The 25,897-nt window shown below is 73.1% G+C and carries 24 protein-coding genes; 9 read left to right on the top strand and 15 right to left on the bottom strand.

Translation table 11 applies throughout. The features are described 5' to 3' along the window. Positions 1–50: 50 nt before the first annotated feature. Together ABIH81_RS16810 and metF are read right to left on the bottom strand one after the other, a co-directional pair. The gene (locus ABIH81_RS16810) at positions 51–740 is read right to left on the bottom strand and encodes a CDP-alcohol phosphatidyltransferase family protein (RefSeq protein ID WP_013287633.1); all 690 of its coding nucleotides are present in this window, start codon (positions 738–740) and stop codon (positions 51–53) included. 44 nt (positions 741–784) lie between these two features. Then, entirely contained in the window at positions 785–1,702 is a 918-nt protein-coding gene (gene metF, locus ABIH81_RS16805; protein WP_091420872.1) for a methylenetetrahydrofolate reductase [NAD(P)H], read from the bottom strand. Between the two features lie 222 nt (positions 1,703–1,924). On the opposite strand from metF, the gene ABIH81_RS16800 reads away from it, so the two are divergent. Together ABIH81_RS16800 and ABIH81_RS16795 are read left to right on the top strand one after the other, a co-directional pair. Beyond that, entirely contained in the window at positions 1,925–3,367 is a 1,443-nt protein-coding gene (locus ABIH81_RS16800) for a helix-turn-helix transcriptional regulator (RefSeq protein ID WP_349875879.1), read from the top strand. A 63-nt stretch (positions 3,368–3,430) separates the two neighbouring features. After that, the gene (locus ABIH81_RS16795; RefSeq protein ID WP_349875878.1) at positions 3,431–4,513 is read left to right on the top strand and encodes a polyprenyl synthetase family protein; all 1,083 of its coding nucleotides are present in this window, start codon (positions 3,431–3,433) and stop codon (positions 4,511–4,513) included. Between the two features lie 100 nt (positions 4,514–4,613). Here the strand turns inward: ABIH81_RS16795 and ABIH81_RS16790 are convergent, their stop codons facing one another. Then, a complete protein-coding gene (locus tag ABIH81_RS16790) occupies positions 4,614–4,994 on the bottom strand; it encodes an Rv2175c family DNA-binding protein (protein WP_349875877.1) in 381 nt (126 codons plus the stop codon). A gap of 142 nt (positions 4,995–5,136) precedes the next feature. Between ABIH81_RS16790 and ABIH81_RS16785 the strand changes: the two genes are divergently transcribed. Both ABIH81_RS16785 and ABIH81_RS16780 read left to right on the top strand, forming a co-directional pair. Beyond that, positions 5,137–7,116 (top strand): PASTA domain-containing protein, encoded by a 1,980-nt coding sequence (locus tag ABIH81_RS16785; protein ID WP_349875876.1) that lies wholly within the window; start codon positions 5,137–5,139, stop codon positions 7,114–7,116. Further along, positions 7,113–7,982 carry a deoxyribonuclease IV gene (locus tag ABIH81_RS16780; RefSeq protein ID WP_349875875.1) on the top strand — a complete coding sequence of 290 codons (870 nt, stop codon included), beginning with the start codon at positions 7,113–7,115 and terminating at the stop codon, positions 7,980–7,982. Before ABIH81_RS16785 ends, ABIH81_RS16780 begins: the two co-directional genes overlap by 4 nt. A gap of 143 nt (positions 7,983–8,125) precedes the next feature. Here ABIH81_RS16780 and ABIH81_RS16775 read toward each other — a convergent pair whose 3' ends face one another. The 4 genes from ABIH81_RS16775 to ABIH81_RS16760 all read right to left on the bottom strand — a co-directional run bounded on the left by ABIH81_RS16775 (position 8,126) and on the right by ABIH81_RS16760 (position 13,064). Next, positions 8,126–9,100 carry a GntG family PLP-dependent aldolase gene (locus ABIH81_RS16775; protein WP_349881130.1) on the bottom strand — a complete coding sequence of 325 codons (975 nt, stop codon included), beginning with the start codon at positions 9,098–9,100 and terminating at the stop codon, positions 8,126–8,128. A 174-nt stretch (positions 9,101–9,274) separates the two neighbouring features. Further along, positions 9,275–10,681, bottom strand: a complete 1,407-nt coding sequence (locus tag ABIH81_RS16770) for a class II 3-deoxy-7-phosphoheptulonate synthase (RefSeq protein ID WP_013475760.1) — start codon at positions 10,679–10,681, stop codon at positions 9,275–9,277. A gap of 92 nt (positions 10,682–10,773) precedes the next feature. Beyond that, positions 10,774–11,256, bottom strand: coding sequence for a hypothetical protein (locus ABIH81_RS16765; protein WP_349875874.1), 483 nt, complete (start codon positions 11,254–11,256; stop codon positions 10,774–10,776). 173 nt (positions 11,257–11,429) lie between these two features. After that, positions 11,430–13,064 (bottom strand): glycosyl hydrolase family 18 protein, encoded by a 1,635-nt coding sequence (locus ABIH81_RS16760; protein ID WP_349875873.1) that lies wholly within the window; start codon positions 13,062–13,064, stop codon positions 11,430–11,432. 143 nt (positions 13,065–13,207) lie between these two features. Here ABIH81_RS16760 and ABIH81_RS16755 point away from each other — a divergent pair, with 143 nt between their 5' ends. Continuing rightward, a complete protein-coding gene (locus tag ABIH81_RS16755; protein WP_349875872.1) occupies positions 13,208–13,696 on the top strand; it encodes a glutathione peroxidase in 489 nt (162 codons plus the stop codon). A 72-nt stretch (positions 13,697–13,768) separates the two neighbouring features. Here ABIH81_RS16755 and ABIH81_RS16750 read toward each other — a convergent pair whose 3' ends face one another. The 3 genes from ABIH81_RS16750 to ABIH81_RS16740 form a co-directional block, all read right to left on the bottom strand. Beyond that, entirely contained in the window at positions 13,769–14,572 is an 804-nt protein-coding gene (locus tag ABIH81_RS16750; RefSeq protein WP_349875871.1) for an SGNH/GDSL hydrolase family protein, read from the bottom strand. A 107-nt stretch (positions 14,573–14,679) separates the two neighbouring features. Further along, a complete protein-coding gene (locus tag ABIH81_RS16745) occupies positions 14,680–15,198 on the bottom strand; it encodes a GNAT family N-acetyltransferase (RefSeq protein ID WP_349875870.1) in 519 nt (172 codons plus the stop codon). A gap of 8 nt (positions 15,199–15,206) precedes the next feature. Beyond that, positions 15,207–15,557, bottom strand: a complete 351-nt coding sequence (locus ABIH81_RS16740) for a DUF2203 domain-containing protein (protein ID WP_036342567.1) — start codon at positions 15,555–15,557, stop codon at positions 15,207–15,209. 145 nt (positions 15,558–15,702) lie between these two features. Here ABIH81_RS16740 and ABIH81_RS16735 point away from each other — a divergent pair, with 145 nt between their 5' ends. Both ABIH81_RS16735 and ABIH81_RS16730 read left to right on the top strand, forming a co-directional pair. Further along, positions 15,703–16,797 carry an XRE family transcriptional regulator gene (locus ABIH81_RS16735; protein WP_349875869.1) on the top strand — a complete coding sequence of 365 codons (1,095 nt, stop codon included), beginning with the start codon at positions 15,703–15,705 and terminating at the stop codon, positions 16,795–16,797. Beyond that, positions 16,794–17,414 (top strand): hypothetical protein, encoded by a 621-nt coding sequence (locus ABIH81_RS16730; protein ID WP_349875868.1) that lies wholly within the window; start codon positions 16,794–16,796, stop codon positions 17,412–17,414. Before ABIH81_RS16735 ends, ABIH81_RS16730 begins: the two co-directional genes overlap by 4 nt. 436 nt (positions 17,415–17,850) lie before the next feature. On the opposite strand, the gene proC is transcribed toward ABIH81_RS16730, so the two are convergent. The 4 genes from proC to ABIH81_RS16710 all read right to left on the bottom strand — a co-directional run bounded on the left by proC (position 17,851) and on the right by ABIH81_RS16710 (position 21,028). Next, positions 17,851–18,612 carry a pyrroline-5-carboxylate reductase gene (gene proC / locus ABIH81_RS16725; protein WP_349881129.1) on the bottom strand — a complete coding sequence of 254 codons (762 nt, stop codon included), beginning with the start codon at positions 18,610–18,612 and terminating at the stop codon, positions 17,851–17,853. Positions 18,613–18,755: 143 nt separating this feature from the next. Next, entirely contained in the window at positions 18,756–19,784 is a 1,029-nt protein-coding gene (locus tag ABIH81_RS16720) for a 6-phosphofructokinase (RefSeq protein ID WP_282314221.1), read from the bottom strand. Between the two features lie 178 nt (positions 19,785–19,962). After that, complete coding sequence (locus tag ABIH81_RS16715; RefSeq protein ID WP_349875867.1) at positions 19,963–20,466, bottom strand: pyridoxamine 5'-phosphate oxidase family protein; 504 nt, start codon at positions 20,464–20,466, stop codon at positions 19,963–19,965. A gap of 58 nt (positions 20,467–20,524) precedes the next feature. After that, positions 20,525–21,028 (bottom strand): polyadenylate-specific 3'-exoribonuclease AS, encoded by a 504-nt coding sequence (locus ABIH81_RS16710; RefSeq protein ID WP_091420952.1) that lies wholly within the window; start codon positions 21,026–21,028, stop codon positions 20,525–20,527. A 247-nt stretch (positions 21,029–21,275) separates the two neighbouring features. On the opposite strand from ABIH81_RS16710, the gene ABIH81_RS16705 reads away from it, so the two are divergent. Further along, positions 21,276–21,968: a Crp/Fnr family transcriptional regulator gene (locus ABIH81_RS16705; RefSeq protein ID WP_013287664.1), complete on the top strand. Its 693-nt coding sequence runs from the start codon at positions 21,276–21,278 to the stop codon at positions 21,966–21,968. Between the two features lie 78 nt (positions 21,969–22,046). Here ABIH81_RS16705 and ABIH81_RS16700 read toward each other — a convergent pair whose 3' ends face one another. Then, on the bottom strand, positions 22,047–22,289 hold the full coding sequence (locus ABIH81_RS16700) for a hypothetical protein (RefSeq protein WP_334461789.1): 243 nt from the start codon (positions 22,287–22,289) through the stop codon (positions 22,047–22,049). 139 nt (positions 22,290–22,428) lie between these two features. On the opposite strand from ABIH81_RS16700, the gene ABIH81_RS16695 reads away from it, so the two are divergent. After that, positions 22,429–25,896: an adenylate/guanylate cyclase domain-containing protein gene (locus ABIH81_RS16695; protein WP_349881128.1), complete on the top strand. Its 3,468-nt coding sequence runs from the start codon at positions 22,429–22,431 to the stop codon at positions 25,894–25,896. The last annotated feature ends 1 nt before the right edge of the window (position 25,897 follow it).

The raw sequence follows: 25,897 nt of genomic DNA, 5'->3' as shown, positions 1-25,897 counted from the left end.
TTAACGCCTCCGGTAGAGGAAGGGCCCCTTATTAACACCCGCGGGGGCGGTCAGCCGGCGTCGACCAGGGCGCGGCGGACGGCGGAGAGCAACTGGCCGAGGCCGAATCCGGCGAGCAGCACCCAGACCGTGGTGGCCATGGTGATGGTGCCGGCGGTCAGGTCGGCGTCGATCAGCCCGGTGAGCCCGGCGACCAGCAGCCCGACCAGCGCGACGCAGACCCGGGTCGGCCGCTCCCCCACCGTCACCGCGCCGATCTCGCGCATCCCGGCCGACACCGCCCGCGCCCGCACGTACTCGTGCAGCCAGGACAGGCCACCGGCCGCGGCGACCAGCGCGCCCGGCGCGCCGAGCAGCCAGAACGCGACCAGCCAGGCCACCTCGCCGAGCCGGTCGGCGACCGAGTCGTACACGTAGCCCAGCCGGGTGGTGCGGCCGGTGGCCACCGCCACCGCGCCGTCGACGCTGTCTGCCACGGCAGCCAGCAGCACGAACAACGCGCCCAGGAACGGCCCGTTGCCGGGCCGCTCCACGAACAGGGGTACGCAGAAGCAGAGCAGCACGCCGAACACGGTCACCGGGGTCGGGCCGACGCGCAGCCGGCCCAGCACGTAGCCCACGTGGTAGGCGAAGCGCAGCCAGGCGCGCACCACCGGCGCGGCGGTACGCGGATCGAAGCCGCCGTGCAGCCGCGCCCACGCGGTCGCGTACTGGTCCCAGTTCAGCTGTGTGCCCACCACGGATCAACCGTAGAAGCACGGCGCGGGTGGCGTGTGGCGGGTGGTCACACCCGTGCGGCGGCGCGCAGCCGCTGCCACACCTCCCGGGTCGCGGTGGACCGGTTGAGCGTGATGAAGTGGATCCCCGGCACGCCCTCGTCGAGGAGCTTCTCGCACATCTCGCTGGCCTGCTCCACGCCGAGGCGGCGTACCGCCTCCGGGTCGTCGGCCACCCGCTCGAACCGCTGCGCCAGCGCCGGCGGGAACGGCGCGCCGGACAGCTGCACCGACCGTTCGATGGTGCCGATCTGGGTCACCGGCATCACCCCGGCCAGGATCGGCGTGTCGCAGCCGGCGGCGGCCACCCGGTCGCGCAGGCGCAGGTACTCGTCGGCGTCGAAGAACATCTGGGTGATCGCGAACTCCGCGCCGGCCCGGCACTTGCGGACGAAGTGCGCGGTGTCGCTGTCCACGTCCGGCGAGCGCGGGTGCTTGTACGGGAAGGCGGCCACGCCGACGCTGAAGTCGCCGCTGTCGCGGACCAGCCGGACCAGGTCCTCGGCGTACCGGACGCCCTCGGGGTGGGCGATCCACTCGCCGCCCGGGTCACCCGGCGGGTCACCCCGCACGGCCAGCACGTTGCGCACCCCGACCGAGGCCAGCCGGCCGATCACGTGCCGCAGCTCGGCCACCGAGTGGTTCACCGCGGTCAGGTGCGCCATCGGCAGCAGAGTCGTCTCGGTGGCGATCCGCTCGGTCACCGCCACGGTGGTGTCGCGGGTCGAGCCGCCCGCGCCGTAGGTGATCGACACGAACGAGGGACGCAGCGACTCCAGCTCGCGGATGGCCTGCCAGAGCAGCTTCTCCCCGGCCTGGGTCTTCGGCGGGAAGAACTCGAAGGAGAACGTGGGACGGCCGTCACGGATCAGCTCCCCGATGGCCGGCTGGGGATTGGGAAGGACCGAGGGAAGACCGAGCGCCACGGACCGACTGTAACCGGGACGGCACGCCGCACCGGGAATCTTCCCAGCCCGCGAACACCTGCCCCGGCGCGACGTCGTACCCCGGGGGTAGAAAGACGGCAGCGCGGTGGGGCGGCCGGCGGCCGGTCCCGGGGGCCCGCGCGGGGGTCGCCACGACGGCGACGCGCCGGCGCCACCACCTGGCCGGGCGTCGCCATCCGCGCCGTCGCCCCGGAGGTTCCGATGATCCCGTCCCCGCCGCCGGGCCCGCGCCTGCTCGGGCCGCTGCTGGCCGAGTTGCGGGCCGCCCGTGGCTGGAGCCAGCAGCGGATGGCCGCCGAGCTCTGCGCCGCCTCCGGCGTGCCCACGCTGACCCGGAACGAGGTGTCCCGCTGGGAACGCCAGCTGCGGCTTCCCGGCGACTTCTGGGCCGCCTGGCTGGCGACGGTCCTGGGGGTGCCGGGCGAGCTGCTGGCCGAGGCCGCCGCCCGCAGCCGCCGGCTGGGCGTGGCGCCGGCCGCGGTCGACCCGGCCGGATCCCGCGCCCGGCTGGCGCTGCTCACGCTCGCGTACCGCTGGGCGGCCGACCCGCGTGGCCGCACGCCGGCCGGCCCGTTCACCGCCGCACCGCCGCCGCTGCTGCCCGGCCGTCCCGGACGGGACGACGAGCACCGGCCCGGCCGCCACGGCCCGGTCGCGCCGGTCGCGGACGAGCCCGGGCCGCTCGGCGTCCACGTCCCGCGCGGTGCGGACGAGCCCGCCGTTGCCGGTTCCGGTCGAGGTCATCCGGCGGACGGGGTGACGCTCGCCACGCTGCGGCGCTGGGACGACCTGCTCGGCGGCGGCGACCTCGCCGGGCACGGCGCCCGCCGGCTGCGGCGGGCGGTCCGCGGCTACCGGCGCGCCGGGCCCGCCGCCCGGCGGGCGATGCTGCCCGCGCTCGCCGAGTCGGCGCAACTCGCCGGCTGGCTGGCCACCGACGCGGGCGACCACGGCGGAGGGCTGGTCGCGTACCGGCTGGCGCTGCGGGCGGCGGTGGCCGCCGGGCAGCCGCCGCTGGCCGGGTACGTGCTCGCGTCGGCCAGTCACCTGCTGGCCGACGCCGGCGACCCGACCGGCGCGCTGGTCCTGGCCCGCATCGGGTACGCCGCCGGCCGCGCCACCGCCTCACCCGGCCTGCGGGCGCTGCTGCTGCACCGGGTGGCGCTCGCCGCCGCACTCGCCGGGCGTCCCCGCACCGCCGGGCAGGCGCTGGCCGGGGCGGATCGGGCCGGCACGCCGGAGCCCGGCCGGGAGCCGCCCTGGCTCTACTGGCTCGACGCGGACGAACTGGCGGCGATGACCGGGCGCACGCTCGTCGCGCTGGGCCGTCCGGCCGCCGCCGTGCCGCTGCTGACGCCAGTGGTGAGCGCGCCGGGCCGCCCGCGCCGGTCGGCGGTGTACGGCGGCTGGCTGGCCCGCGGTCACCTGGGCCTGGGCGCGGTGCCCGAGGCGTGCGCGGTGGCCGGCGAGGCGCTGCTCGACGCGGTCCGGTCCGGCTCCCACCGGGCCGTCGGCCAGCTCACCGCGTTCCGCCGCGGCCTGGCGCACGCGCCGCCCGGTCCGGCCACCCGGGGATACGCGCGAGCGCTCACCGCGGCCCGCCCGTACCTGCCGCGCCACCTGCGCGACCGTCCGTCCCGGTGAGCCACGAGGCACGCCGGGACGCCGGGCACGACGAGAACGGATGTGACCCGCTAGCGTCGTGGCGTGACCCACGCTGCTCCCGTATCCCCCGTCGACCGCGCCGGCCTGCGCCAGCGGATCGACAAGGCGCTGACCGAGTTCCTCGCCGGCCAGCGCGGCTGGCTGACCGCCGTCGACGACGGCCTGCTGCCCGTCGCCGAGGCGATCGAGGCGTTCGTGCTGGGCGGCGGCAAGCGGCTGCGCCCGGCGTTCGGCTACTGGGGTTACCGGGGCGCCGGCGGGGTCGACTCCGACCAGGTCGTCGCCACCCTGGCCGCGCTTGAGTTCGTGCAGGCCAGCGCGCTGATCCACGACGACCTGATGGACCGGTCGGACACCCGGCGCGGCGAGCCGGCGATGCACCGGCGGTTCGCCGCCCGGCACCGCGCGGCCGGCTGGGGCGGCGACGCGGACTCCTTCGGCGACGCCGCGGCGATCCTGCTGGGCGACCTGTGCCTGGTCTGGTCCGACGAGCTGCTGCACGCCTCCGGCCTGCCGCCGGCCACCGTGGCCCGGGCCCGGCCGGTCTTCGACGAGATGCGTACCGAGGTGACCGTCGGGCAGTACCTGGACGTGCTGACCCAGGCCACCGGGGACACGTCGCTGGACCGGGCCGCGAAGGTGGCCCGGTACAAGTCGGCGAAGTACACGGTCGAGCGCCCGCTGCTGCTCGGCGCCGCGCTGGCCGGCGCGCCGCCCGAGGTGCACGCCGCGTACTCGGCGTACGGGCTGCCGCTGGGTGAGGCGTTCCAGCTCCGCGACGACGTGCTGGGGGTGTTCGGCGACCCGGAGCGCACCGGCAAGCCGGCCGGTGACGACCTGCGCGAGGGCAAGCGGACGTACCTGGTGGCGGCGGCCCTGGAGACGCTCGACCCGGCCGGCCGGGAGGCGCTGCTGGCCGGGCTCGGCGTACCGGACCTGGACGCGGCCGGGGTGGACCGGCTGCGTGAGCTGATCACCACCAGCGGCGCGCTGGAGCGGGCCGAGCGGCACATCACCGCGCTCACCGAGAGCGCCCTGGCCGCGCTCGCCGCTGTCGACCTGGACACCGAGGCCCGCCAGGCCCTGGTCGACCTGGCCATCGCCGCCACCCGCCGCCCCGCCTAACGGCCCCGGCCTTCAGGGCGTCGATCATGAAGTTGGCGGCGGAGTCGATCTCCGATCGTGCCGCCAACTTCATGATCGACGGGTTCCGGGGTGGGGTGGGCTAGAAGGCGTCGGCCTGGGCCCGGCGTTTGACCTCTCGGGCCAGGTCGCCGCCGAGGGCCACGGCGGGGGTCCCGGGAAGGGTGGGATCCTCCCGGTAGAGCCAGCGCAGCGCCTCCTCGTCGTCGTACCCGGCGTCGGCGAGCAGGTTGAGCACGCCGGGCAGGTGCTTGAGCACGGTGCGGTTGGCCACCAGGTCGGCCGGGATCCGGCGGACGCCGTCGCGGCGCACCGCGATCAGCTCACGGTCGCGGATCATCTGGTGCACCTTGCTGATCGACAGGTCCAGGCGCTCGGCCACGTCGGGCAGCGTCAGCCAGCCGGCCGGGTCGGCCGGTCCGGCCAGGTCGGGGCCGGTCTCGGCGGGTACGGAATCGGTCACCCGACCACCCTCCCACGTGCCCGCCGGACCCGGTGCACGGCACCCCGCACCGCCGCCGGGAGCGCAGCGGTCCCCCCTTGTCGCAACCCGGCGGTAGCATCCTGTTCTACCTTCATCCTTCCGACACATAGACTGCCTGCCGATGGACACACAGGTCGCCGACACGTTGCTGGGCTCGCTGATCGAGGGGCGCTACCGCATTCGCGGGCGCGTCGCCCGTGGCGGCATGGCGACCGTGTACACCGCCACCGACGAGCGCCTGGAGCGCACCGTGGCGGTCAAGATCATTCACCCGACCCAGGCGCCGCAGGCCCGGGCCCGGATGGCCGGCTTCGTCGAACGCTTCACCGACGAGGCGAAGACGATCGCCCGGCTCACCCACCCGAACGTGGTGGCGGTCTACGACCAGGGCATCCACGCCGGCCTGCCGTACCTGGTGATGGAGTACGTCCGCGGCCGCACGCTGCGCGACGTGCTCGCCGAGCGCCGCCGGCTGAACCCGGACGAGGCGCTCGCGATCACCGAGCAGATGCTCGCCGCGCTCGCCGCCGCGCACCGGGCCGGCCTGGTGCACCGCGACGTCAAGCCGGAGAACGTGCTCGTCGCCGAGGTGCCCACCGGCGGCAGCCGCAACCTGGTCGACAGCGTGGTCAAGGTGGCCGACTTCGGGCTGGCCCGGGCCGTCGAGGCCAGCGACGAGAACGGCAACCAGCTCATGGCGACGGTGGCGTACGTGGCGCCGGAGCTGGTCACCCAGGGCCACGCGGACCCGCGCACCGACGTCTACTCCGCCGGCATCGTGCTGTTCGAGATGCTCACCGGCCGGGTGCCCTACGACGGCGACCGTCCGGTGGAGGTCGCGTGGCAGCACGTCGACCGGGACGTACCGGCGCCGTCGACGCTGGTGCCGACGCTGCCGCCGGCCCTCGACGCGCTCGTCGCCCGGGCCACCCGGCGCGATCCGGCCGGCCGCCCGGCCGACGCCGCGGCGCTGCTGAGCGAGGTGCAGGCGGCCCGCGAGGAACTGGGCAACCCGCACGCGCACACCACTGTGCTGCGGCAGCTCAGCGACGACACCGCGGTCCTGAGCCAGCCGACCCAGATGGTGGCCGCGCTCCAGCCGGTCGAGCGCCCGGCGTGGGCCCGGCTGCCCGAGAGCGGCGCCCCGCAGCGCCCGCACCGGCGCCGCGCCGTCGAGGAGGACGGCCCGGGGACCGGGCTCGCCGCCCTGCGTACCCGGATCATGGGCTCGCCGCGCGGACGGCTGGCCGTGGCCGCGGCGGTCGTGGTGCTCGGCCTGGTCGCCGCGGTGGGTGGCTGGTGGTTCGGCGTGGGCCGCTACACGGTCGCGCCGCAGATGGTGAGCCTGACCAAGGCCGACGCGGAGGCGCAGGCCCAGCGCGGCGGTTTCACGCTGAAGTACGCCACCCCGCGCCACGACGAGCAGGTCCCCAAGGACACGGTGCTCGGGCAGTCTCCCGGCTCGGCCGCGCGGATCGTCAAGGGCGGCACGATCACGCTGACCCTGTCGCTCGGTCCGGAGCGGCTGCCGGTGCCGGACGTGGTGGGCAAGGACTACGCGCTGGCCCAGGCCGAGCTGGAGGGCGCCAACCTGGTCGTGGCCAAGGGCTCCTCCCGGTACGACGACACGCTGCCGGCGGGTGTGGTGCTGGCCACCGACCCGAAGGTGGGCAGCGTGGTCAAGCCCGGGGCGAAGGTGACGGTGATCCTCAGCAAGGGCCGCGCCCCGGTGACGGTGCCCGACCTGGTCGGCAAGAGCCTCGCCGAGGCGCGCACCATCCTCGCGCAGCTCGGGCTGAAGCCGGTGGAGAACGTCAAGGACTCCGACAAGCCGAAGGACGAGATCCTCGGCCAGAGCCCGGCCGACGGCACCGGTGTGGAGAAGGGCGCCCAGGTCAAGCTGGAGATCAGCAAGGGCCCGCCGCAGGTGGCCGTCCCCCGGGTGATCGACATGCCCTGCCAGCAGGCCAAGCAGACGCTGGAGAGCCAGGGCTTCCCGGTCAACGTCCAGCTCAACCCGAACGGCATCGCGCGGCTGCAGAACCCGGTCGAGAACACGCCGGTGCCGCCGGGTACGACAGTCACGGTGACGTGCCTGTGAGCGCATGTGACGGGCGCCGGCGGGTGGGGTCGCACACCCCCACCTCCGGCGGCCTGGCCCGGGCGGCCCTGCCGTACGCGGACGCGGCCGAGTCCGAGGTGGTGCAGGTCTACGTCTCGAACTCGCGCGGCTGGGCGCTGCCGGCCGGTGACCCGGCGCAGGACGCGTTGTTCCGCGACGGGTGCCGCGAGCGCGGTCTGCCCGTGTTCATCCACGCGTCGCTGCTGGTCAACCTCGGCTCCCCCACCCCGGCCACGGTGACCCGGTCGGCGGAGACGCTGGCCCACGCGCTGCGGCGGGGCCGGGCGATCGGCGCCGAGGGCGTGGTGTTCCACGCCGGCAGCGCTGTCGACGCCGGTCACGCCGACGCGGCCCTGCGGCAGGTCCGGGAGGCGCTGCTCCCGCTGCTCGACGAGATCGCGGCCACCGGCGGGCCGATGCTGCTGGTCGAGCCGAGCGCCGGGGGCGGGCGGTCACTGGCGTCCCGGGTCGAGCATCTCGGCCCCTACCTGGACGCGGTCGACCGGCACCCGATGCTCGGGGTCTGCTTCGACACCTGTCACGCCTGGGCGGCCGGTCACGACCTGGCCGCCGAAGGCGGCATGACCGCCACGCTCGACACGCTTGTCGCCACGGTGGGCGCGGACCGGCTGCGGCTGGTGCACGCGAACGACTCGAAGGACCTGTGCGGTTCCACCCGGGACCGGCACGAGAACATCGGCAAGGGCACCATCGGCGAGCCGGCGTTCGCCGAGCTGATGCGCCACCCGGCGACCGCCGGCGTGCCCGTGCTGGTGGAGACCCCCACGGAGAAGCACATCGGCCACGCCGCCGACATAGCCACCCTCAAGCGCCTCAACCCCTGACGGGTCCGCCCGCCGCTCCCCTCCCCTCCCTCCCGCCCTCCCCCGCCTGACTCCGGTGATCAAGGAGTTCGTGTACCGCCGCGGCGCGGATCCGGACACGAACTCCTTGATCACCGCCTAGATGGGCGGGAGCGAGGGCGGGGTCAGGCGCGCAGGGCGGTGTTCAGGATGGTGGCGGCGCGGTCGATCTGCGCGTCGGTGACGTCCAGGTGGGTGACCAGCCGGGCGGTACGCGGGCCGAGCACCGAGATCAGCAGCCCTTCCGCCCGCGCGGCCGCCGCCAGCGCGTGCGCGTCCAGCGGGTGCTTGGTCAGGTCCAGCGGCACGATGTTTGTGCGCACCGCCGCCGCGAGCACCCCGTGCGGGGCGACCGCCTCGGCCAGCCGGGCCGCCTTGACGTGGTCGTCGGCGAGCCGCTCGACGTGGTGCGCCAGCGCGTACCGGCCCGCGGCCGCGAGGATGCCGACCTGCCGCATGCCGCCGCCCATCCGCTTACGCAGGAACCGCGCCCGGGCGATCTTCTCCGCGCTACCCACGATCAGCGAGCCGACCGGCGCGCCGAGGCCCTTGGAGAGGCACACCGAGAGCGTGTCGAACAGCACGCCGTACCCGGCCAGCGGCACCCCGTCGGCGACATGCGCGTGCCAGATCCGCGCGCCGTCGCAGTGCAGGGCCACCCCGTGCTCGTCGGCGACCTCCCGCATCCGGCGCAGCGTCGGCAGCGGGATCACCCCGCCGCCGCCCCGGTTGTGGGTCTGCTCCACGGCGATCGCCCGCGTGGGCACCGCGAAGTAGCCGTCCGGCCGGATCATCCCGGCGACCACGTCGGGGTCCAGCTCCGCGCCCACCGCCGGCCAGGTCCGCGAGGAGATCCCGCCGTACGCGGCGGCGGCGCCGACCTCGTACGTGACCACGTGCGCGTCGGCGTCGCAGAGCAGCTCGTCGCCGGGCGGTACGTGCAACTGGAGCGCGATCTGGTTGGCCATCGAGCCGCTCGGGGCGAACAGCGCCGCCTCGTGACCGAACAGCGCGGCCACCTCGGCCTCCAGCGCGGTGACTGTGGGGTCCTCGCCGTAGACGTCGTCGCCCACCTCGGCGGCGGCCATCGCCGCCCGCATCCCCGGCGTCGGCCGGGTCACGGTGTCCGTCCGGAGATCGATGACCTCACTCCTCGCGTCAGCCACTGTGCCTCCCCCGGCCGCCGACTGCGGGGCTCGCAAGCTCACTCCTCGCGTCAGCCACTGTGCCTCCCCCGGCTGCCGACTGCGGGGCTCGCAAGCTCACTCCTCGCATCAGCCACGGAGCATCTCCGCCACCAGGAACGCCAACTCCAGCGACTGCTGGGTGTTCAGCCGGGGGTCGCAGGCGGTCTCGTACCGGTCGGGCAGGTCGAGGTCCTCGATGCCCTGGGCACCGCCGAGGCACTCGGTGACGTCCTCGCCGGTCAGCTCGACGTGCAGGCCGCCCGGGTGGGTGTCCAGGCCCCGGTGCACCTCGAAGTAGCCGAGCACCTCGTCGACGATCCGGTCGAAGTGCCGGGTCTTGTAGCCGTTGGAGGACTCGTGCGTGTTGCCGTGCATCGGGTCGCACTGCCAGACGACCTTCGCCCCGGCGGCGGTGACCTTGGCGACGATCGGCGGCAGCGCGTCCCGGACGCGGTGGTTGCCCATCCGGCTGATCAGCGTGAGCCGGCCGGGGATGTTGTCCGGGTTGAGCTTCTCGCAGAGCTCGATCGCCTCGTCCGGGGTGGTCGTCGGGCCGAGCTTGACCCCGATCGGGTTGGCGATGCGGGAGATGAAGTCGATGTGCGCGCCGTCGATCTGCCGGGTTCGCTCACCGATCCAGAGGAAGTGCCCGGACAGGCCGTACGCCTTGCCGTTGGAGATCCGGGTCAGCGCCCGGTCGTACTCCAGCGCCAGCGCCTCGTGGGAGCAGTGCAGCGTGACGGTGCGCAGCGCCTCGTCGTCGGTCATCCCGCAGGCCCGGATGAAGGCCAGCGCCCGGTCGATCTCGCGGGCGATCGCGTCGTAGCGCTCGCCGGCCGGGGACCGCCGGACGAAGTCCTTGTTCCAGTCGTGCACGGCGTGCAGGTCGGCCAGCCCGCCGGCCAGGTACGCCCGGAGCATGTTCATCGCGGCGGCCGAGTTGGCGTACGCCCGGATCATGCGCTGCGGGTCGGCGACCCGCGCCTCCGGCGTGGCCTCCAGGGAATTGATCATGTCGCCGCGGTAGGCGGGCAGGCCCCGGGCGTCGGTCGGCAGGGACCGGGGCTTGGTGTACTGGCCGGCGACCCGGGCGACCTTGACCACCGGCAGCGACGCGCCGTAGGTGAGCACGATGGCCATCTGGAGCAGCGTGCGGGCGTTGGCGAGCAGATGGCTCTCGGTGTTGTCGGCGAAGGTCTCGGCGCAGTCACCGCCCTGGAGCAGGAACGCCTTGCCCTCGCAGACCAGCGCGAGCCGCTGCCGCAACTGGTCGACCTCGTAGGGCGCGACCACGGAGGGCACCGTGTCCAGCACCCGGCAGACCTCGGCGACCTGGGCCGGGTCGTCCCAGGGCGGGGTCTGCGCGCGCGGCAGCTCCCGCCAGCGGTCGAGGCCGAGGGCAGCGTCCTCGGCGGAGTCGGCGGTCGGGCGGCTGGTCTGCAGACCAGGGCTGCCCACGGCGGGGTGACTCAGCTGATGCCACTCATGGCGCATGAAGGAAAGCGTACGGCGACCGTCGCGGCCACTCGCCGCCGAGGGGGACGGTTCCGGTGATTGGGAGATCGACGCCACACCCGGTGCGGCCGTCAGGGGCTGACGACCGGCTCGGGGGTGTTGCCGCCGGGCACCTCGCCGGAGATGCACCAGTCCGCGCCGTTACGGGTGACTGTGAACAGCAACGACCGGGCGGCCTTGCGCGAGCCGGCGGCAACCGTGATCGAGGCGCTGACCTCCTGGCCGTTCGGGCCGGAGCGGACGTCGGTGATCGTCGCCTCGGGCACCGTGAAGTGGTCGGCGAAGTCGCCGTTCGGGCCGGTGGCGGCGGAGTCGAAGGCGGCGTGCATGGGCGCGCAGAGCTGACTGCGGCCGGCGGCGGCGTCGCGGGCGGTCAGCGCGTCCAGGTACGCCTGCACACGTTCCCGGCTCTTCGCCGCCGCCTCCTCGGCCGGCGCCTTCCCGCTGGGCGGGGTGTCGCCGCCCTGGCCGTCCGAGCCGCAGGCGGCCAGGGCCGCCGGCAGGAGCGCGAGGAGGGCGAGCCCGGCGAACCGGCCCCGGTGACTGCGACCCATCTGTCCTCCCGTCGCGTGGACTCGTCGAGCGGCGAGTGTGCCACACCCGGTCCGCGTGGCCGGGTGACTCCCCATCCTGACCCGGATCGGCGCGCTCGGCCAGGACGGCACGCGGGCGGGGAGGGGCCGGTGCGGCCCCTCCCCGCCGGGTGGGTGGTGCGTCGGCCCTCGGCTCAGCCGAGACCGCCCTTGATGGCGCCGATCAGCTCACCGTTGCTGGTGTCACCGGAGAGCTCCCAGAAGAACGCGCCACCGAGGCCCTGGCTGTTGGCGTAGCTCATCTTCCCGCCGATGGTCGACGGGGTGTCGTAGCTCCACCAGTTGCTGCCGCACTTGGCGTACGCCGTGCCGCCGACGGTGCCGGTGGCCGGGCAGCTGTTCTTGAGCACCTTGTAGTCCTCGATGCCGGCCTCGTAGGTGCCCGGGGCCGCGCCGGTGGCGCTGCCGCCGGGTGCGGCCTGGGTCACGCCGGTCCAGCCGCGTCCGTAGAACCCGACACCGAGCAGCAGCTTGCTGGACGGAATGCCCTTGGACTTGAGCTTCTGGATCGCCGCGTCCGACCAGAAGCCCTGCTGCGGGATGCCCGCGTAGGAGTAGAGCGGCGAGTGCGGCGCGGTCGGTCCCTGGGCGTTGAAGGCGCCGAAGTAGTCGTACGTCATCGGCATCAGCCAGTTGAGGTTGTTCGCGGCGCCGGCGTAGTCGGTGGCGTCGATCTTGCCGCCGTTGCTGCCGTCGGCGGTGATCGCCGCGGTGACCAGGAAGCTGGAGCCGAACTTGCTCCGCAGCGCCGAGATCACGTTCTTGAACGCGTTCGGGCCGCTGCTGTCGCACTGGAGGCCGCAGGCGTTCGGGTACTCCCAGTCGATGTCGATGCCGTCGAAGACGTCCGCCCAGCGCGGGTCCTTGACCAGGGAGTAGCAGGAGTCGGCGAACGCGGCCGGGTTCTGCGCGGCCTGGGTGAAGCCGCCGGACCAGGTCCAGCCGCCGAAGGACCAGAGCACCTTCAGGTTCGGGTACATCTTCTTCAGCTTGCGCAGCTGGTTGAAGCTGCCGCGCAGCGGCTGGTCCCAGGTGTCGGCGACGCCGTCGACGCTGTCCGCCGCGGTGTACGCCTTCTCGTAGTCGGCGTAGCTGTCCCCGATGCTGCACCGGCCGCCGGTGGTGTTGCCGAAGGCGTACAGGATGTGGGTCAGCTTCGCGGCCGAGCCGCTGGTGTGGATGTTCTTGACGTGGTAGTTGCGGCCGTAGACGCCCCACTCGGCGAAGTAGCCGACGATCTTCTTGCCACCGGGCGGCGGCGTGGTGGGCGGCTGCGTGGTCGGTGGCGTGGTGGTCGGCGGCGTGGTGGTCGGTGGCGTGGTGGTGGGCGGCGTCGTGGTCGGCGCGGTGGTCGTCGGCGTGCCGCCGCCGGTGCAGGAGCCGCCGTTGATCGTGCAGCTCACCGGCGCCTTGTACGCGCCGGTGCCGTTGTAGCCCCAGCTGAAGCTGGCACCAGGGGCGAGCGTCGCGGCCCAGCTCTTGTTGACCGCCACGTAGCGGTCACCGCTGCGGGTGATGTCGGCGTCCCAGGAGCTGCTGATCGAGGTGCCGGAGGGCAGCGTGAACTCGATGCGCCAGCCGTTGACGGTGGAGCTGGTGCCGTTGGTGACGGTCACCCGCCCCTCGTGGCCGGTCCCCCAGTCCTGCACCTTGGCGAACGTGGCGGTGACGCTGCCCGCGGCCGACGCGGTGGTCATGGGCACCGCGGCGACCGCGAGCGCGACCACGGCGCCGGTGGCCCACAGGGCCCGGCGGAGCGATCTCTTCATACGGCGTCCCTCCAATAGTTAGGAAACTTTCCAAATTGATTGCTGAGACGCTACTAACGCCGTCACCACTTCGTCAAGATGTAGATGCATCGATTTCACGGGTGACGCGGGACGGTGGACGCGGGGGCCCGTAGCCTCGTCCCATGACCGTTTTCGACGTCGAGATCGACGCCCTCACCGGCGGCCCGGCCGACCTCGGCCGCTACCGCGGCCGCGCCCTGCTCGTGGTCAACGTGGCCTCCCGCTGCGGCCTCACCCCGCAGTACGCGGGCCTTCAGGAACTCGCCGACACGTACGCCGGACGCGGGCTGACGGTGCTCGGGGTGCCGTGCAACCAGTTCGCCGGCCAGGAGCCGGGCAGCGCCGCCGAGATCGAGGAGTTCTGCCAGGTCAACTACGGCGTGACGTTCCCGCTGACGGAGAAGGTCGACGTCAACGGGCCGGACCGGCACCCGCTCTACGCGGAGCTGGTGTCCACGCCGGACGCCGAGGGGCACACCGGCGACGTGCGCTGGAACTTCGAGAAGTTCCTCGTCGCGCCGGACGGCACGGTGGCCGCCCGGTTCGGCCCGCAGGTCACGCCGGACTCGCCCGAGCTGCGCGCGGCGATCGAGAAGGTCCTGCCGGCCTGACGGGCGCACCCGCCGCCGGGCACGGCGCAGCGGCACGCCCCCGCGGGAGGCGTGCCGCTGCCATGGATCGGGTCAGCCGGCGGCGGCCCGGAAGACCGGGTAGTAGCCGCCGGACTGGCCGGCCGCCGTCGGGTGGTACGACTTGCTCAGGCTCAGCACGTTGAGCGCGTGCAGCCACTTCGTGCCGTAGCTGCACAGCTGGTGACCGACGAAGATCGAGCGGACGTCGGCGAAGGTGAAGCCGGCCGAGACGGCGGCCGTACGGGTGATGTCGTCGAGCAGGTTGATGCCCTCGTTGATCTTCGCCCGGGACGTCGCGCTGAGCCCGACGCAGGTGGTGCCGAGCTGGTAGAAGACCGGGTAGCCGACCACCACGACACGGGCCGAGGGCGCGCGGCTCTTGATGCCGTTGTAGACGTTGGCGAGGCGTCCCGGCATCGCGGTGCTCGCCACGTTCATGGCGGACTGCACGGCCGCCACGCACTGGGTCTCGCCCTGGAGCACGCAGGTGCTCATGATGTTGGCGAAGCCGACGTCGTTGCCGCCCACAGTGATGCTGACCAGGGTCGTGGTCGAGGAGAGCGCGGAGAGCTGGCTATTGATGACGTCCGCGGTGGTGGCGCCGGAGCAGGCGACCGACCGGTACGACGCGGGCTTGATGTTGGTGTTGTAGAGGGCTGGGTAGGCGTTCGTGCTGCGTAGACAGTTGCCGCTCTCGGAGGTGTAGCTGTCGGCGCCGACGCCGGAGGCGTACGAGTCGCCGAGCGCGACGTAGCGGTCGGACGGGGCCGCCTGGACGGGGGCGGCCAGAGACAGTGTGACCCCGACCGAGGCGGCCAGGGTCAGGGCGAGGGTGGCAAGACGGGATCTCCGCACGTCGCACTCCTGGGGGGGGTGAAGTGGTGGTGAGAGATAGATATCAATAAGATCACAGGGCATGGAAGATCACCGATTTGCGGCCGGGCGCGCATAGCGACTTAGGCCTACAAATCGTTGCCGGTTTCGCGGAACGGTATGAAGGATTGTTCCGCCGGGAAGGTCAGCCGCATCGCCGGGTCGGCGGTCTCCCGGAAGCCCAGGGCGCGGTAGAGCGGGCGGCCGGCCGCCGAGGCCCGCAGATCGACCCGGCGCACACCCCGGTCCCGGAACCAGGCCAGCAAGGCGGTCACGCAGGCTCGACTGTGGCCGCGCCGGCGGTACGCCGGGTCGGTGCTGACGTTGAAGACGTACCCGACCAGGCCGCTCGGGTCGTCCGGCCCGCCGAGCCGCCGCTCCACAGTGCCCACCGCGCAGGCCGCCAGCGACGCGCCGTCCGGCGCGTCGGCCACGAAGGCGGCGAGCCAGGGATCCGGCTCGGCCAACCAGGTCCGCAGATTGTCCCGGGCGACGTCCTGCCAGCGGCCCGGCGGCGTCGGCACCCCGCTCATGCCGGCGAGCATCAGCCCGCGCAGCCGCACCAGCTCACCGGCGTCGGACGGCACCGCCCGGCGCGCGTCACCCACGGACCGGCTCAGACCGGGCGGCGGCCGGCGAACCCGCACTCGACCCGGTGGTACCAGCGGATGTCGGTGTCCCCCTCCAGCCAGCACCAGAGCACCGCCCGGCCGTCGCGCTCACCCGGGAAGTCGAGCAGCACCGGGGCGATCCCCTTGACCGCGATGTCGTGCTGGTGGAACTCGTCCACCACCAGGTGCAGTCGCGCCTCCAGGGCCTTGACCTCGGCCAGCCCGCCGAGCGCGCTGACGCCGTGGTCGGCCAGGTCGACCCGCAGCTCGGCCAGGTCGGCCCGCAGCCGGATCAGCTCGTCGACGCGCGGCCGCAGCGTGGCAACCAGATGACGCGCCTGGGCGAGAGTGAACACCGGGCCAGTATGCGGCACGACCGTCCGGGGGAAGGCATCCACATGCCACGACCGTCGCCTCCACCTCGGCTTCGCCGTCACCGGCACCCTTGACCGACAGTCAGATCGGGAACACGGAACGAAGGAGGTGTGCGATTATCGCACCATGGTCGATGACGGCGACTGGGCGACGGTTGGCGAGCAGATCCGGCAGGCACGCCTCGGGGTCGGCCTGTCGCAGGCTGAACTGGCCACCCGAATCGGCCTTGACCGTACGATGATCGCCAAGGTCGAGGCCGGTGCCCGACGCGTCGACGCGTTGGAACTCGTCCGTCTTGCCAGCGCGCTCGATGTCACGATCGACTATCTGCTGCATCGACGGCCGGCCGTCGTCTCTCACCGTGCCGAACTCCTCGCCGAAGACAACAACGCCGAAGCCGCTCGCAGATCACAACGTCTCGACATCGCGCTGTCCGCCTGGCTCGGCGACGTCCGCCAGATGATCGAGGCGGGAACGCTACGTCCGAACACTCCGATGCGATATCCCGGACCTGTCGAATCGGAGGCCGACGCCCGGACGGCCGCACGATGGCTACGCGAGGCGCATGGTCTCGGCAAGGAACCGATCACCACACTCATGGGGTTCAGCGAGCGCTGCGGACAGTACATCCTGGTCATCGACCTGCCGGGTGACGGCGCCTCCCTGATCGACGGCGACATCGCCGTAGCGGTGGTGAGCGCCAAGGGTGACCCGGGCAGGCGGCGAGCCACCGCCGCCCACGAGCTCGGTCACCTCGTACTCGGAGACGAATATTCCAGTGACCTGGCCGTACACCTGTCCCGGGCCGATCGTGAGTCCATGATCAATGCGTTCGCGGCGGAGCTGCTGCTGCCGGTGGCGGCCTTCTCCGGCCCCGGTACGGATGGCAACCCGCGCGAGCAGATCATCCACCTGGCCGCCACGTACCGCACATCCTGGTCGCTCGCCCTCAGGCAAGCTGAGCTGGCCGGTTGGCTCGACGCCACGACGCGGCGCAGTCTGAGCCAGGTCACGCCCACCCAGGCGGAGTTCATGGACGCCGTGGGCTGGGCACCGCAGCCGGACCTCAACGGCGTACGTGTTCCGCCCGGCTACTCGCACGCGGTGATGCAGGCGTGGCGCCGCGATCTGGTGACCGGCCCCCGTGCGGTCGAACTGCTGCACGGGCAGATCACCTCCGATGATCTGCCGCGGCGCGACGACGCCGATCTGCCGCTGTGACCGGCTCCGGAGCGGACGGCAACTCGGTGCTGGTCTTCGATACCACAGTGCTGCACCACTTCGCGCTCGCCGACCGGCTGGACGTCCTGGCGAACGTGGTCGCGGACAGCTCATGTGCCACCACCCCGATCGTTCTGGACGAGCTACGGTCCGGAACAGAGCGGCACCCGATGCTCAACTCCGCGCTGGGACTGGACTGGATGCGGGTCATCGGGCTCGACGACGCGGCCGAGATCCGATGCTTCGCGGCCTGGGTCCGCAGGACTGGTGCCGGCGCCCGCCACATGGGCGAGGCCAGCGTCTTCGCCGCCGCAGAAATTCACGGTGGGACCGCGGTGACCGACGATCGCGACGCGACCAGAGTCGCCCGCGCCTACGGCTTGAGCGTGCACGGGACGATCTGGCTTCTGGCCACCGCGTGTAGCGCGGGCAGGATGACGGAGGTCGGGGCCGGCGCGATCATCGATGCGCTGCGGCGGACGGGCCATCGGCTCCCGTGCACAGGGACGGAGTTTCCCACGTTCGCCCGCCGTCACGGCCTGCTCAAGGTGGTCTCACCCCGTCAGCCCACGACGCCGGGCGTCATCACACAGCGCGGTACTTCAGGCGTACTTTGACCGTCAGGGCCGGGACGAGACGGTGGGTCTGGAATGGCCGCGGGAGACCAGACGACGCCGGTAGCCTCCCGCACCTCGGCCCGCCAGGCGCGCGGGGCCCGCTTGATGCGGTCGTTCTCGACGCGTTCGAGCGCGATCTGACGCCATGGGTGGTCACCGATGCCTCAGCCGGCCACGGTGGTCCGGCCGCACACGAGGCGGGCATCTTGGTGCACAGCACTTCGTCGGTACCGGCCAACTCGTTGACGCGAACGCGGCCGGTGGGCTGTTCGATGATCGGTGATCGCGACGAGACTCCGGTCCGCGTGCACCTCATCGACAACCTCCGACTTGCCCAGGCATACCTACCCACCAGCCGAGGAGTATCCGCCCTTTGTGATGCGACGGCACGACCCCACGACGGGGTCGTATCGGGTGTCTGAGCAGGTTCTCCGGCTCAGTCGGCCTGGGCGGCGAGTTCCCGGGCCCGGTCCCGGGCCGCCTCCAGCGCCGCCAGCATGGCCGCGCGTACGCCGTGGTTCTCCAGCTCGCGGATCGCGGAGATGGTGGTGCCCGCGGGCGAGGTGACCGCCTCGCGCAGCTTCACCGGGTGTTCGCCGGAGTCGCGCAGCATCACCGCCGAGCCGATCGCGGTCTGCACGATCAGCTCGTGCGCCACCTGACGCGGCAGGCCGAGCAGGATGCCGGCGTCGATCATCGCCTCGACCAGCAGATAGAAGTAGGCCGGGCCGGAGCCGGAGAGCGCGGTGACCGCGTCCTGCTGCGACTCGGGCACCCGGACGGTCGAGCCGAGCGGGGAGAACATCTCCTCGGCCAGGGCCAGGTGCTCGCCGGTGGCGTACGCGCCCGCCGAGATCGCGCTCATCGCCTCGTCGACCAGCGCCGGGGTGTTCGTCATGACCCGGACCACCGGGGTGCCCTCGGGCAGCCGCCGGTTGAAGAAGGCGGTCGGCAGGCCGGCGCAGAGCGAGATGACCAGCTTGCCGGCCGGCACCTTCGGGCCGATCTCGTCCAGCAGCGCGGCGGCGTCCTGCGGCTTGACCGACACGGCCAGCACCTCGGCCTCGGTCACCGCGGTGAGGTTGTCCACCACCCGTACGCCGTAGCGGTCGGTCAGCTCCTGGGCGCGCGCCGGTCGGCGCGCGGTGGCGAGCAGCCGCTCCACCGGCCAGCCGGAACGCAGCAGCCCGGAGAGCATCAGCTCACCGATCTTGCCCGCGCCGATCACCGCGACCGTGTGCCCGCCCACCCACGCCTCCTCGTCCGACCCCAGCGACCGACTGTTAAGCGGGGGCCCCTGCTATGCACGAGGCGTTAAGCGGGGGCCCCTCCTTACACACCTCAGCTGCCGAAGAAGACCTCGGCCTCGGCGTACCGCTCCAGCGGCACGGTCTTCAGCTCGCGGGTGGCCTCGGCGAGCGGGACGCGGACGATGTCCGTGCTCTGCATCGCGACCATCTTGCCCCAGTCGCCCTCGTGCGCGGCGTCGATCGCGTGGAGGCCGAGCCGGGTGGCCAGCACCCGGTCGAACGCGGTCGGGGTGCCGCCGCGCTGGATGTGGCCGAGCACCACGGTGCGAGCCTCCTTGCCGGTCTTCGCCTCCAGCTGCTCGGCCAGCCACTGGCCGATGCCGCCGAGACGGACGTGACCGAACGCGTCCAGCTCCTGGTTGTGCAGGACCATCTGGCCGTCCAGCGGCTGGGCGCCCTCGGCGACCACGACGATCGGGGCGTACTGGTGCTGGAAGCGCTTCTCGACGTAGCCGGCGACCTGCTCGACGTCGAACTGCCGCTCCGGCAGCAGGATCACGTTGGCGCCGCCGGCGAGGCCGGCGTGCAGGGCGATCCAGCCGGCGTGCCGGCCCATGACCTCGACCACGAGCGTGCGGTGGTGGCTCTCCGCGGTGGTGTGCAGCCGGTCGATCGCCTCCATGGCGATGTTGACGGCGGTGTCGAAGCCGAACGTGTAGTCGGTCGCACCCAGGTCGTTGTCGATCGTCTTCGGCACACCGATGACGTTCACGCCCAGCTCGTGCAGCTTGGTGGCGACGCCGAGCGTGTCCTCGCCGCCGATCGCGATCAGGGCGTCCACGCCCTGGGCGGCGAGGTTGTCCTTGATCCGCTCCACGCCGTTCTCGATCTTGAACGGGTTGGTGCGGGACGAGCCGAGGATGGTGCCGCCGCGGGGCAGGATGCCGCGCACCTCGGCGATGCCGAGCGGCTTGGTCAGGCCCTCGAGCGGGCCCTTCCAGCCGTCCCGGAAGCCCACGAACTCGTGACCGTAGGTGGCGACGCCCTTGCGGACCACCGCCCGAATCACCGCGTTGAGACCTGGGCAGTCGCCGCCGCCGGTGAGCACGCCGATACGCATGATCTGCTCATCCTCCTGGAGCATCAGGTGAAGCCCGGATAAGCCCCAGGATATGTGTCAGATCAGACCATCGGCGTCGTTGCCGGCCCGGGGCGGGCCGTCACTGCGCACTGTAGTCGGCGTAGGCGTACGCCGACACCGCACCCCGGGCCGTTCCGGACGGCGGACGGGCTACCCGTCAGTAGCTGACCTCATGGTTCTCACCCGCCTTCGGCGGCTTGCCGGTCACCGCCGCCTTGGCGAAGCCGAGCAGGTTGACCACGGTGCTGCCGGGAGAGTCCCAGTACTCCGCCGACCCGGCGTGCACCTTGATCAACGTGATCCCGGGCGTGTCCAGCCCGTCCGGGAACCACGCCTTGAGCAGCGGGTTCCACAGCTCCTTCGCCCGGCCGGCGTCCCACTCCTCGGTGGCGGTGCCGGCGACCGACACCCAGGCGTGGTGCCGCTGGTCGGAGAAACCGACGTTCACCTGCGGGTTCACCCGGATCTGCCGCACCTTCGCCGAGTCGGCGTACGCGAAGAACCACAGGTCGCCGTCGAACTCCGCCTCCTGCAGCCCCATCGGGCGGCTGACCAGGCGCCCGTCCACGCCGGTGGTGGTGAGCAGACAGATCCGGGCGTCCCGGATCAGCTCGGTGACCCGGCGGCGGGCGTCCGTGGCGTTGGTCGGCTCGTTGCTCATGGGGCACTCCTGTCTCGGATCGGCGTAGATGCCGCTCCCGTGCCCTGGGCGGAACCGGTCAAACCTCCCGCGCCGTCATCGCCCGCCACCGCGCCAGGTTGTGCCGGGCGTCGACGAGCGCGTCGTGCCGGTCGGCCTCGGCGTCCGGCAGCCGTGGGCGGCCCCGGTCGTCCCAGAGCTGGCGCAGTTCCTTGGTGAAGCGGGGGATCTCCCGGGGCAGCGCCGGCATCGCGCCCCAGAGCTGGGCCAGCACGACGTGGTCGTAGGCGGCGTACCAGGCCCACAGCTCCAACTGCTCCCCCGGCCGGTCCCGCACCGGCTCCAGCAGGAACTCGTGCAGGTCGTCGCGGATGCGCTCACGGGAGCGCCAGGCCCGGTCGGCCGGGGACGGGAGCTTGTCCAGCACGTTGCGCCGCACCCAGGGCACCGCCCGGGAGTCGTCGAACTCCGTGGAGACCGCGTAGAACTCGCGGCCGTACTCGTCGACGACGCCGATCGACACCAGGTCGACGATGCGGCCGTCCTCGATGAATTCGCAGTCGTAGAAATAGCGGTAAACCATCGCCCCCATCCTCGCCCATCACCGGCACGGACCGGTCGCCGGGGCGTCCGCCGAGGTCGGCGGGCGTGCCGGCGGCGGCCGGGCATGGTCACGGAAGTGTTTCCGGGGGTGTACAGCACGCGACGAGAGCGTCATGATCTGATGTGTACCGCCGTCGGGCGCCGAACCGGTTGAGCTGCCTCGTACCGGGACTGACAGCTTCACCCGGTGTGCGAGTCGTGACTTCTGACCGGGGAGGGGTTGAGCCGTGGAGTCTCGCCTGCCGGAGCCGGGTGACGCACTCACGGGTGTGGAGATGTTCGCCGGGCTTGAGCCGGAGGTGCGGCAGCGCGTCATCGCCGCGGCCGTACCGCGCACCTACCGCAAGGGCCAGCTGCTCTTCGTCGAGAACGACCCCGGCGAGTCGCTGATCGTGCTGCGCCGCGGCGCGGTGGCGGTGTTCCGCACCGCACCGACCGGCGAGCGTGCGGTGCTGTCGGTGATCCGACCCCCGGACGTGCTCGGCGAGGTGTCCCTGTTGGACGCCTCCACCCGCTCGGCGTCGGCCGAGGCGATCGAGGACTGCGCCGCGCTGGCGCTGTCCCGGCCCGCGTTCATGGAGCTGGTGCACTCCAACCCGCGCATCCTGGACGCGGTGATGCGCTCGCTGGGGCAGCTGATCCGCCGGCTCACCGAGCAGAACGCCGACCACGTCTTCCTCGACCTGCCCGGCCGGGTGGCCAAGACGCTGGTCCGGCTGGCCGGCGAGAGCCAGGCCCCGATGATCACGATCGAGCTGAACCAGAGCCAGCTCGCCGAGATGGCCGGCGGTTCCCGGCAGAGCGTCAACCAGGCCATCGGCTCGTTCGCCAGCCGGGGCTGGCTGCGTACCGAGGGACGCCGCATCGTGGTCACCGACGTGGCCGCGCTGCGCCGCCGGGCCGGCATGAACGACCGCTGACACGACGACGGCGGGGGCCGGCGGTCGTCCCGCCGGCCCCCGCCGCGTTCGTCGTACGCCCGTTCGTCGTACGCCCGGTCAGTCGTTCTCGGTGTCGGCCGGGGGCGCGCTCGGCCCCGGGCCGATCTTCGACGGGTCGGTCTTCTTCGGCGGGGTCGTCGTGGTGGTCGTGGTCTCGGTCGATCCGCTACCCGCGGGCTGCTCCACCATGCCTTTTTCCTCCAGTTCGGCGAGGGTGACAGCGTCCACGTCGACCGTGTCACCGACGGCCCACACCGTCCCCCGTGGATCGGTCCATGAGGCGGACAGCCGGACGTGCACGGCAATCTCCCTGTCGACGGGACTTCCTGCTAGGGGAGACTAGACCCGGCCGAACAGCCGTGACGTCCCGCCGACCCGTCGGGTACCCGACTGCACGGCCGCGCGGGACACTGGGGACCTCACGCGTACGGAGCCGGACATCGACCTCACCTGTGGACACTGCGCCCGGACCGCCGGGCCGGACGACCGTTTCTGCGGCGGGTGCGGCCGTCCGCTGGCGGCGGCCTGCCCAGGCTGCGGCCACGCCAACGACACCGGCGCCAACTTCTGCACCAACTGCGGTCAGCCGCTGCGCGACCACGCGGTCACGGTGCAGGAGGACCGCCGCCAGGTGAGCGTGCTCTTCATCGACATCGTCGACTTCACGACATACGCCGAGCGGGCCGACCCGGAGCAGGCCCGCAGCCTGCAACAGGCCTACTTCGCCACGGTGCGCCGGCTGGTGCACCAGTACGGCGGCGTGGTGGAGAAGTACATCGGCGACGCCGTGATGGCGTTGTTCGGCGCGCCGGTGGCCACCGACAACGACGCGCTGCGCTGCGTACGCGCCGGGCTGGAGCTGCAACGCAGCCTGGCCCGGCAGCCGGCCGGACCGCATCCGCCGCTCGGGTTCCGGGTCGGCATCGCCACCGGCGAGGCCCTGGTCGACCTGGCCGCGGCGCGCGACGGCGGCCAGGCGTTCGTCACCGGCGACGTGGTGAACACCGCCAGCCGGTTGCAGGGACTCGCCCCGGTCGGCGGCGTCGTGGTCGACGAGAGCACCTGGGCGGCCACCCGGCGCGAGATGGAGTACGACGACCAGCCACCGGTGACGCTGCGCGGCCGGTCGTCGGTGAGCCGGATCTGGCTGGCCGTACGGGCGCGGCCCCGGCGCGACGGGCAGACCGCCGAGCTGACCCCGATGGTCGACCGGGACCACGAGCGGGGCCTGCTGGTCAGCGCGCTGCACCGCACGCTGACCGAGCGCACCTCGCAGCTGCTCACCGTCTTCGGCCCGGCCGGGGTGGGCAAGAGCCGGCTGCTGCGCGAGCTGGCCCGGCACGCCGCCAGCCTGCCCGGCACCCGGGTCACCTGGCTGACCGGCCAGTGCCCGCCGTTCGGCGAGAACGTCACCTACGCGGCGCTGGCCGACATCGTCCGGAGCTGGGCCGGGCTGACCGGCGCCGACGACCCGGCCACCGTCCGGGACCGGCTGCGCGAGCGACTGGGCCGCCTCACCGACCCGCACGCGGTACGGCTGGCCGAGGCGCTGGGCCCGCTCGTCGGCGTCTCCGGCGAACGGCTCACCTCGGCCGAGACCGAGGCGGCGTGGCGGCGCTTCCTGCTCGCCCTGGCCGCGACCGGTCCCACGGTGCTCGTCTTCGAGGACATGCACTGGGCCGACGAGGCGATGCTGTCCTTCGTCGAGCAGCTCGGCGCGGCGGCCCGCAACGTGCCGCTACTCGTCGTCGCGACCGCCCGGCCGGAGCTGCGGGAGCGGCACCCGGCCTGGACCGGCACGATCAGCGGGGCGATGTCCATCTCGGTGCCGCCGATGCACGACGGGGACATCGACACGCTCTACTCGCTGCTGCTCGGCCAGGCCACGCTGCCGCAGGACGCGCGGGCGCCGCTGATCGAGTTCGCCGACGGCAACCCGCTCTACGCCCAGGAGTACGCGCGGATGCTGCTCGACGGCGGGCTGGCCGAGCGGACCGCCGCGCTCGCGCTCGTCGACCCGGCCGGGGGCGCCGGGATGCCGCGTACCGTGCAGGCGGTCATCGCCAACCGGCTGGACCTGCTCGACCCGGCCGACCGCGCGGTGCTCCAGTCGGCCTCGGTGGTCGGCGTGCAGTTCTGGGCGGCGCCGGTGGCGCTGGCGCTCGGCCGCCCGGTGGAGTGGGTCGGACGGGCGCTGCACCACCTGCAGCGCCGTGACCTCGTCTACGAGCTGCCCGTCTCGACCATGCCCGGTCAGGCGGAGTACCGGTTCCGGCACGTGCTGGTGCGGGACGTCTGCTACCAGCGGCTGCCCCGGGCCGAGCGGGTCGCCCGGCACCAGCGCACCGCCGACTGGCTGGAGCAGCTCGCCGACGGCCGGCAGCACGACCTGGCCGAGGTGCTGGCCAACCACAGGTGGGCGGCGCACGAGATCGCCCGTACGGTCGGGCTGGACCAGGCCCCGCACGCCGCCGCGACCCGGTCCGCGCTGCACCGGGCCGCACGGCGGGCGTACGACCTGCACGCGCTGGAGACGGCGGCCACGCTGGTGGAGCGCGCGTTGAGCGTGGAGTGCGGTCCGGACCCGGCGCTCGAGCTGTTCCAGGCCGAGCTGGCGTTCTACCGGGACCGGGACGGCTTCCTCGACGGCGGCGGGACGGCGCTGCTCACCACGCTGGCCGGCCGGCTGGCCGACGCCGGTGACCGGCCCGGTGCGGCGAAGGCGTGGCGGTTGCTGGCCACGGCGGCCTTCGCGCGGGCCGACCGCTCGGAGTTGATGCGCTGCCTGGACCGGGCGATCGGGCTGCACGCCACGCTGCCGGACAGCGAGGACAAGGTGGGCGTGCTGCTGGAGCTGGCCCGGGCGCACATGCTCGACGCGGAGACCGAGCCGGCGTGCGTGGCCGCGCGCACCGCCGCCGAGCTGGCCGAGCGGCTGGAGCTGCGGGAGGCCCGGGCGAACGCGCGCATCACGCTCGCGGTGGTCCGTTACCAGGCCGGCGCCGAGGAGGCGTACGCCGAGCTGGCCGACGTGACCGAGGAGTGCCGGGTGGAGCGGCTGACCAGCCGCCGCCGTGCGGTGCACAACCTGGCCTGGGTGCTCCAGGAGGAGGGCGACCTGGCCGGCTCGGCCCGGCTGATCGACGAGCAGCGCTCGCTGGACCTGGCCGGCGAGCACGCCCTGACGGTGAGCTTCAGCGACCAGTGGGCCCGGTCGTACTACAGCGGGGACTGGACGGCGGCGCTGCGGATGGCCGAGGGGTCGACCCGGCGCCCGACCGACGAGTGGGACCTGCACATCGTGGCGGTGTCGGGCTGGATCCGGGCGCTCGGCGACCACCCGGCCTTGCCGGACACCGGTGAGGATCTGGTGGACCAGGCGCTCGTCGCGGCCCGGCGCAGCGGGTTCCAGCGCGTGCTGCGCTCCACGCTGGCGCACGCCGCGCTCTGCCGCGCGGTGCAGGGCCGCCGGGACGAGGCGGTGGCGCTGCTGACCGAGCTGGACGAGGACTGGCGGCAGACCACGATGATCCCGTTCGCCGAGTGGGTGCCGGCGGTCGGTCACGTCGCGGCGCTGCTCGGCGGCGACGCCGCGGTACTGGTGCGCGACCTGCTGGCCCACGCGCCACGGGTGACCCGCTGGGCGCGGGAGGCCGGGCGGTCGGCCGAGGCGGCGCTGGCCCGGGGCGGCGGGGACGCCGCGCGGGCGGGCCGGCTGCTCACCGCCGCGGCCGAGGGGTACGCGGAGATGACCGACGTCACCGACCAGATGATCGCGTCCGCGCTGGCGGTCGGGCCGCTGACCGAGGCGGACCCGCCGGCCGGCGCGGCGACGCTGGCCCGGGTACGGGCGTTCGCCGGCCGGCACGGCGCCGGCGGGCTGCTCCGGATCGCCGGGGCGGGCTGAG

This window comes from Micromonospora sp. HUAS YX12 (assembly GCF_040215685.1).
Taxonomy (GTDB): Bacteria; Actinomycetota; Actinomycetes; order Mycobacteriales; family Micromonosporaceae; genus Micromonospora; species Micromonospora tulbaghiae.
The sequence above is the reverse complement of the archived record's forward strand: the minus strand, read 5'-3'. Positions and strand labels throughout refer to the sequence as shown.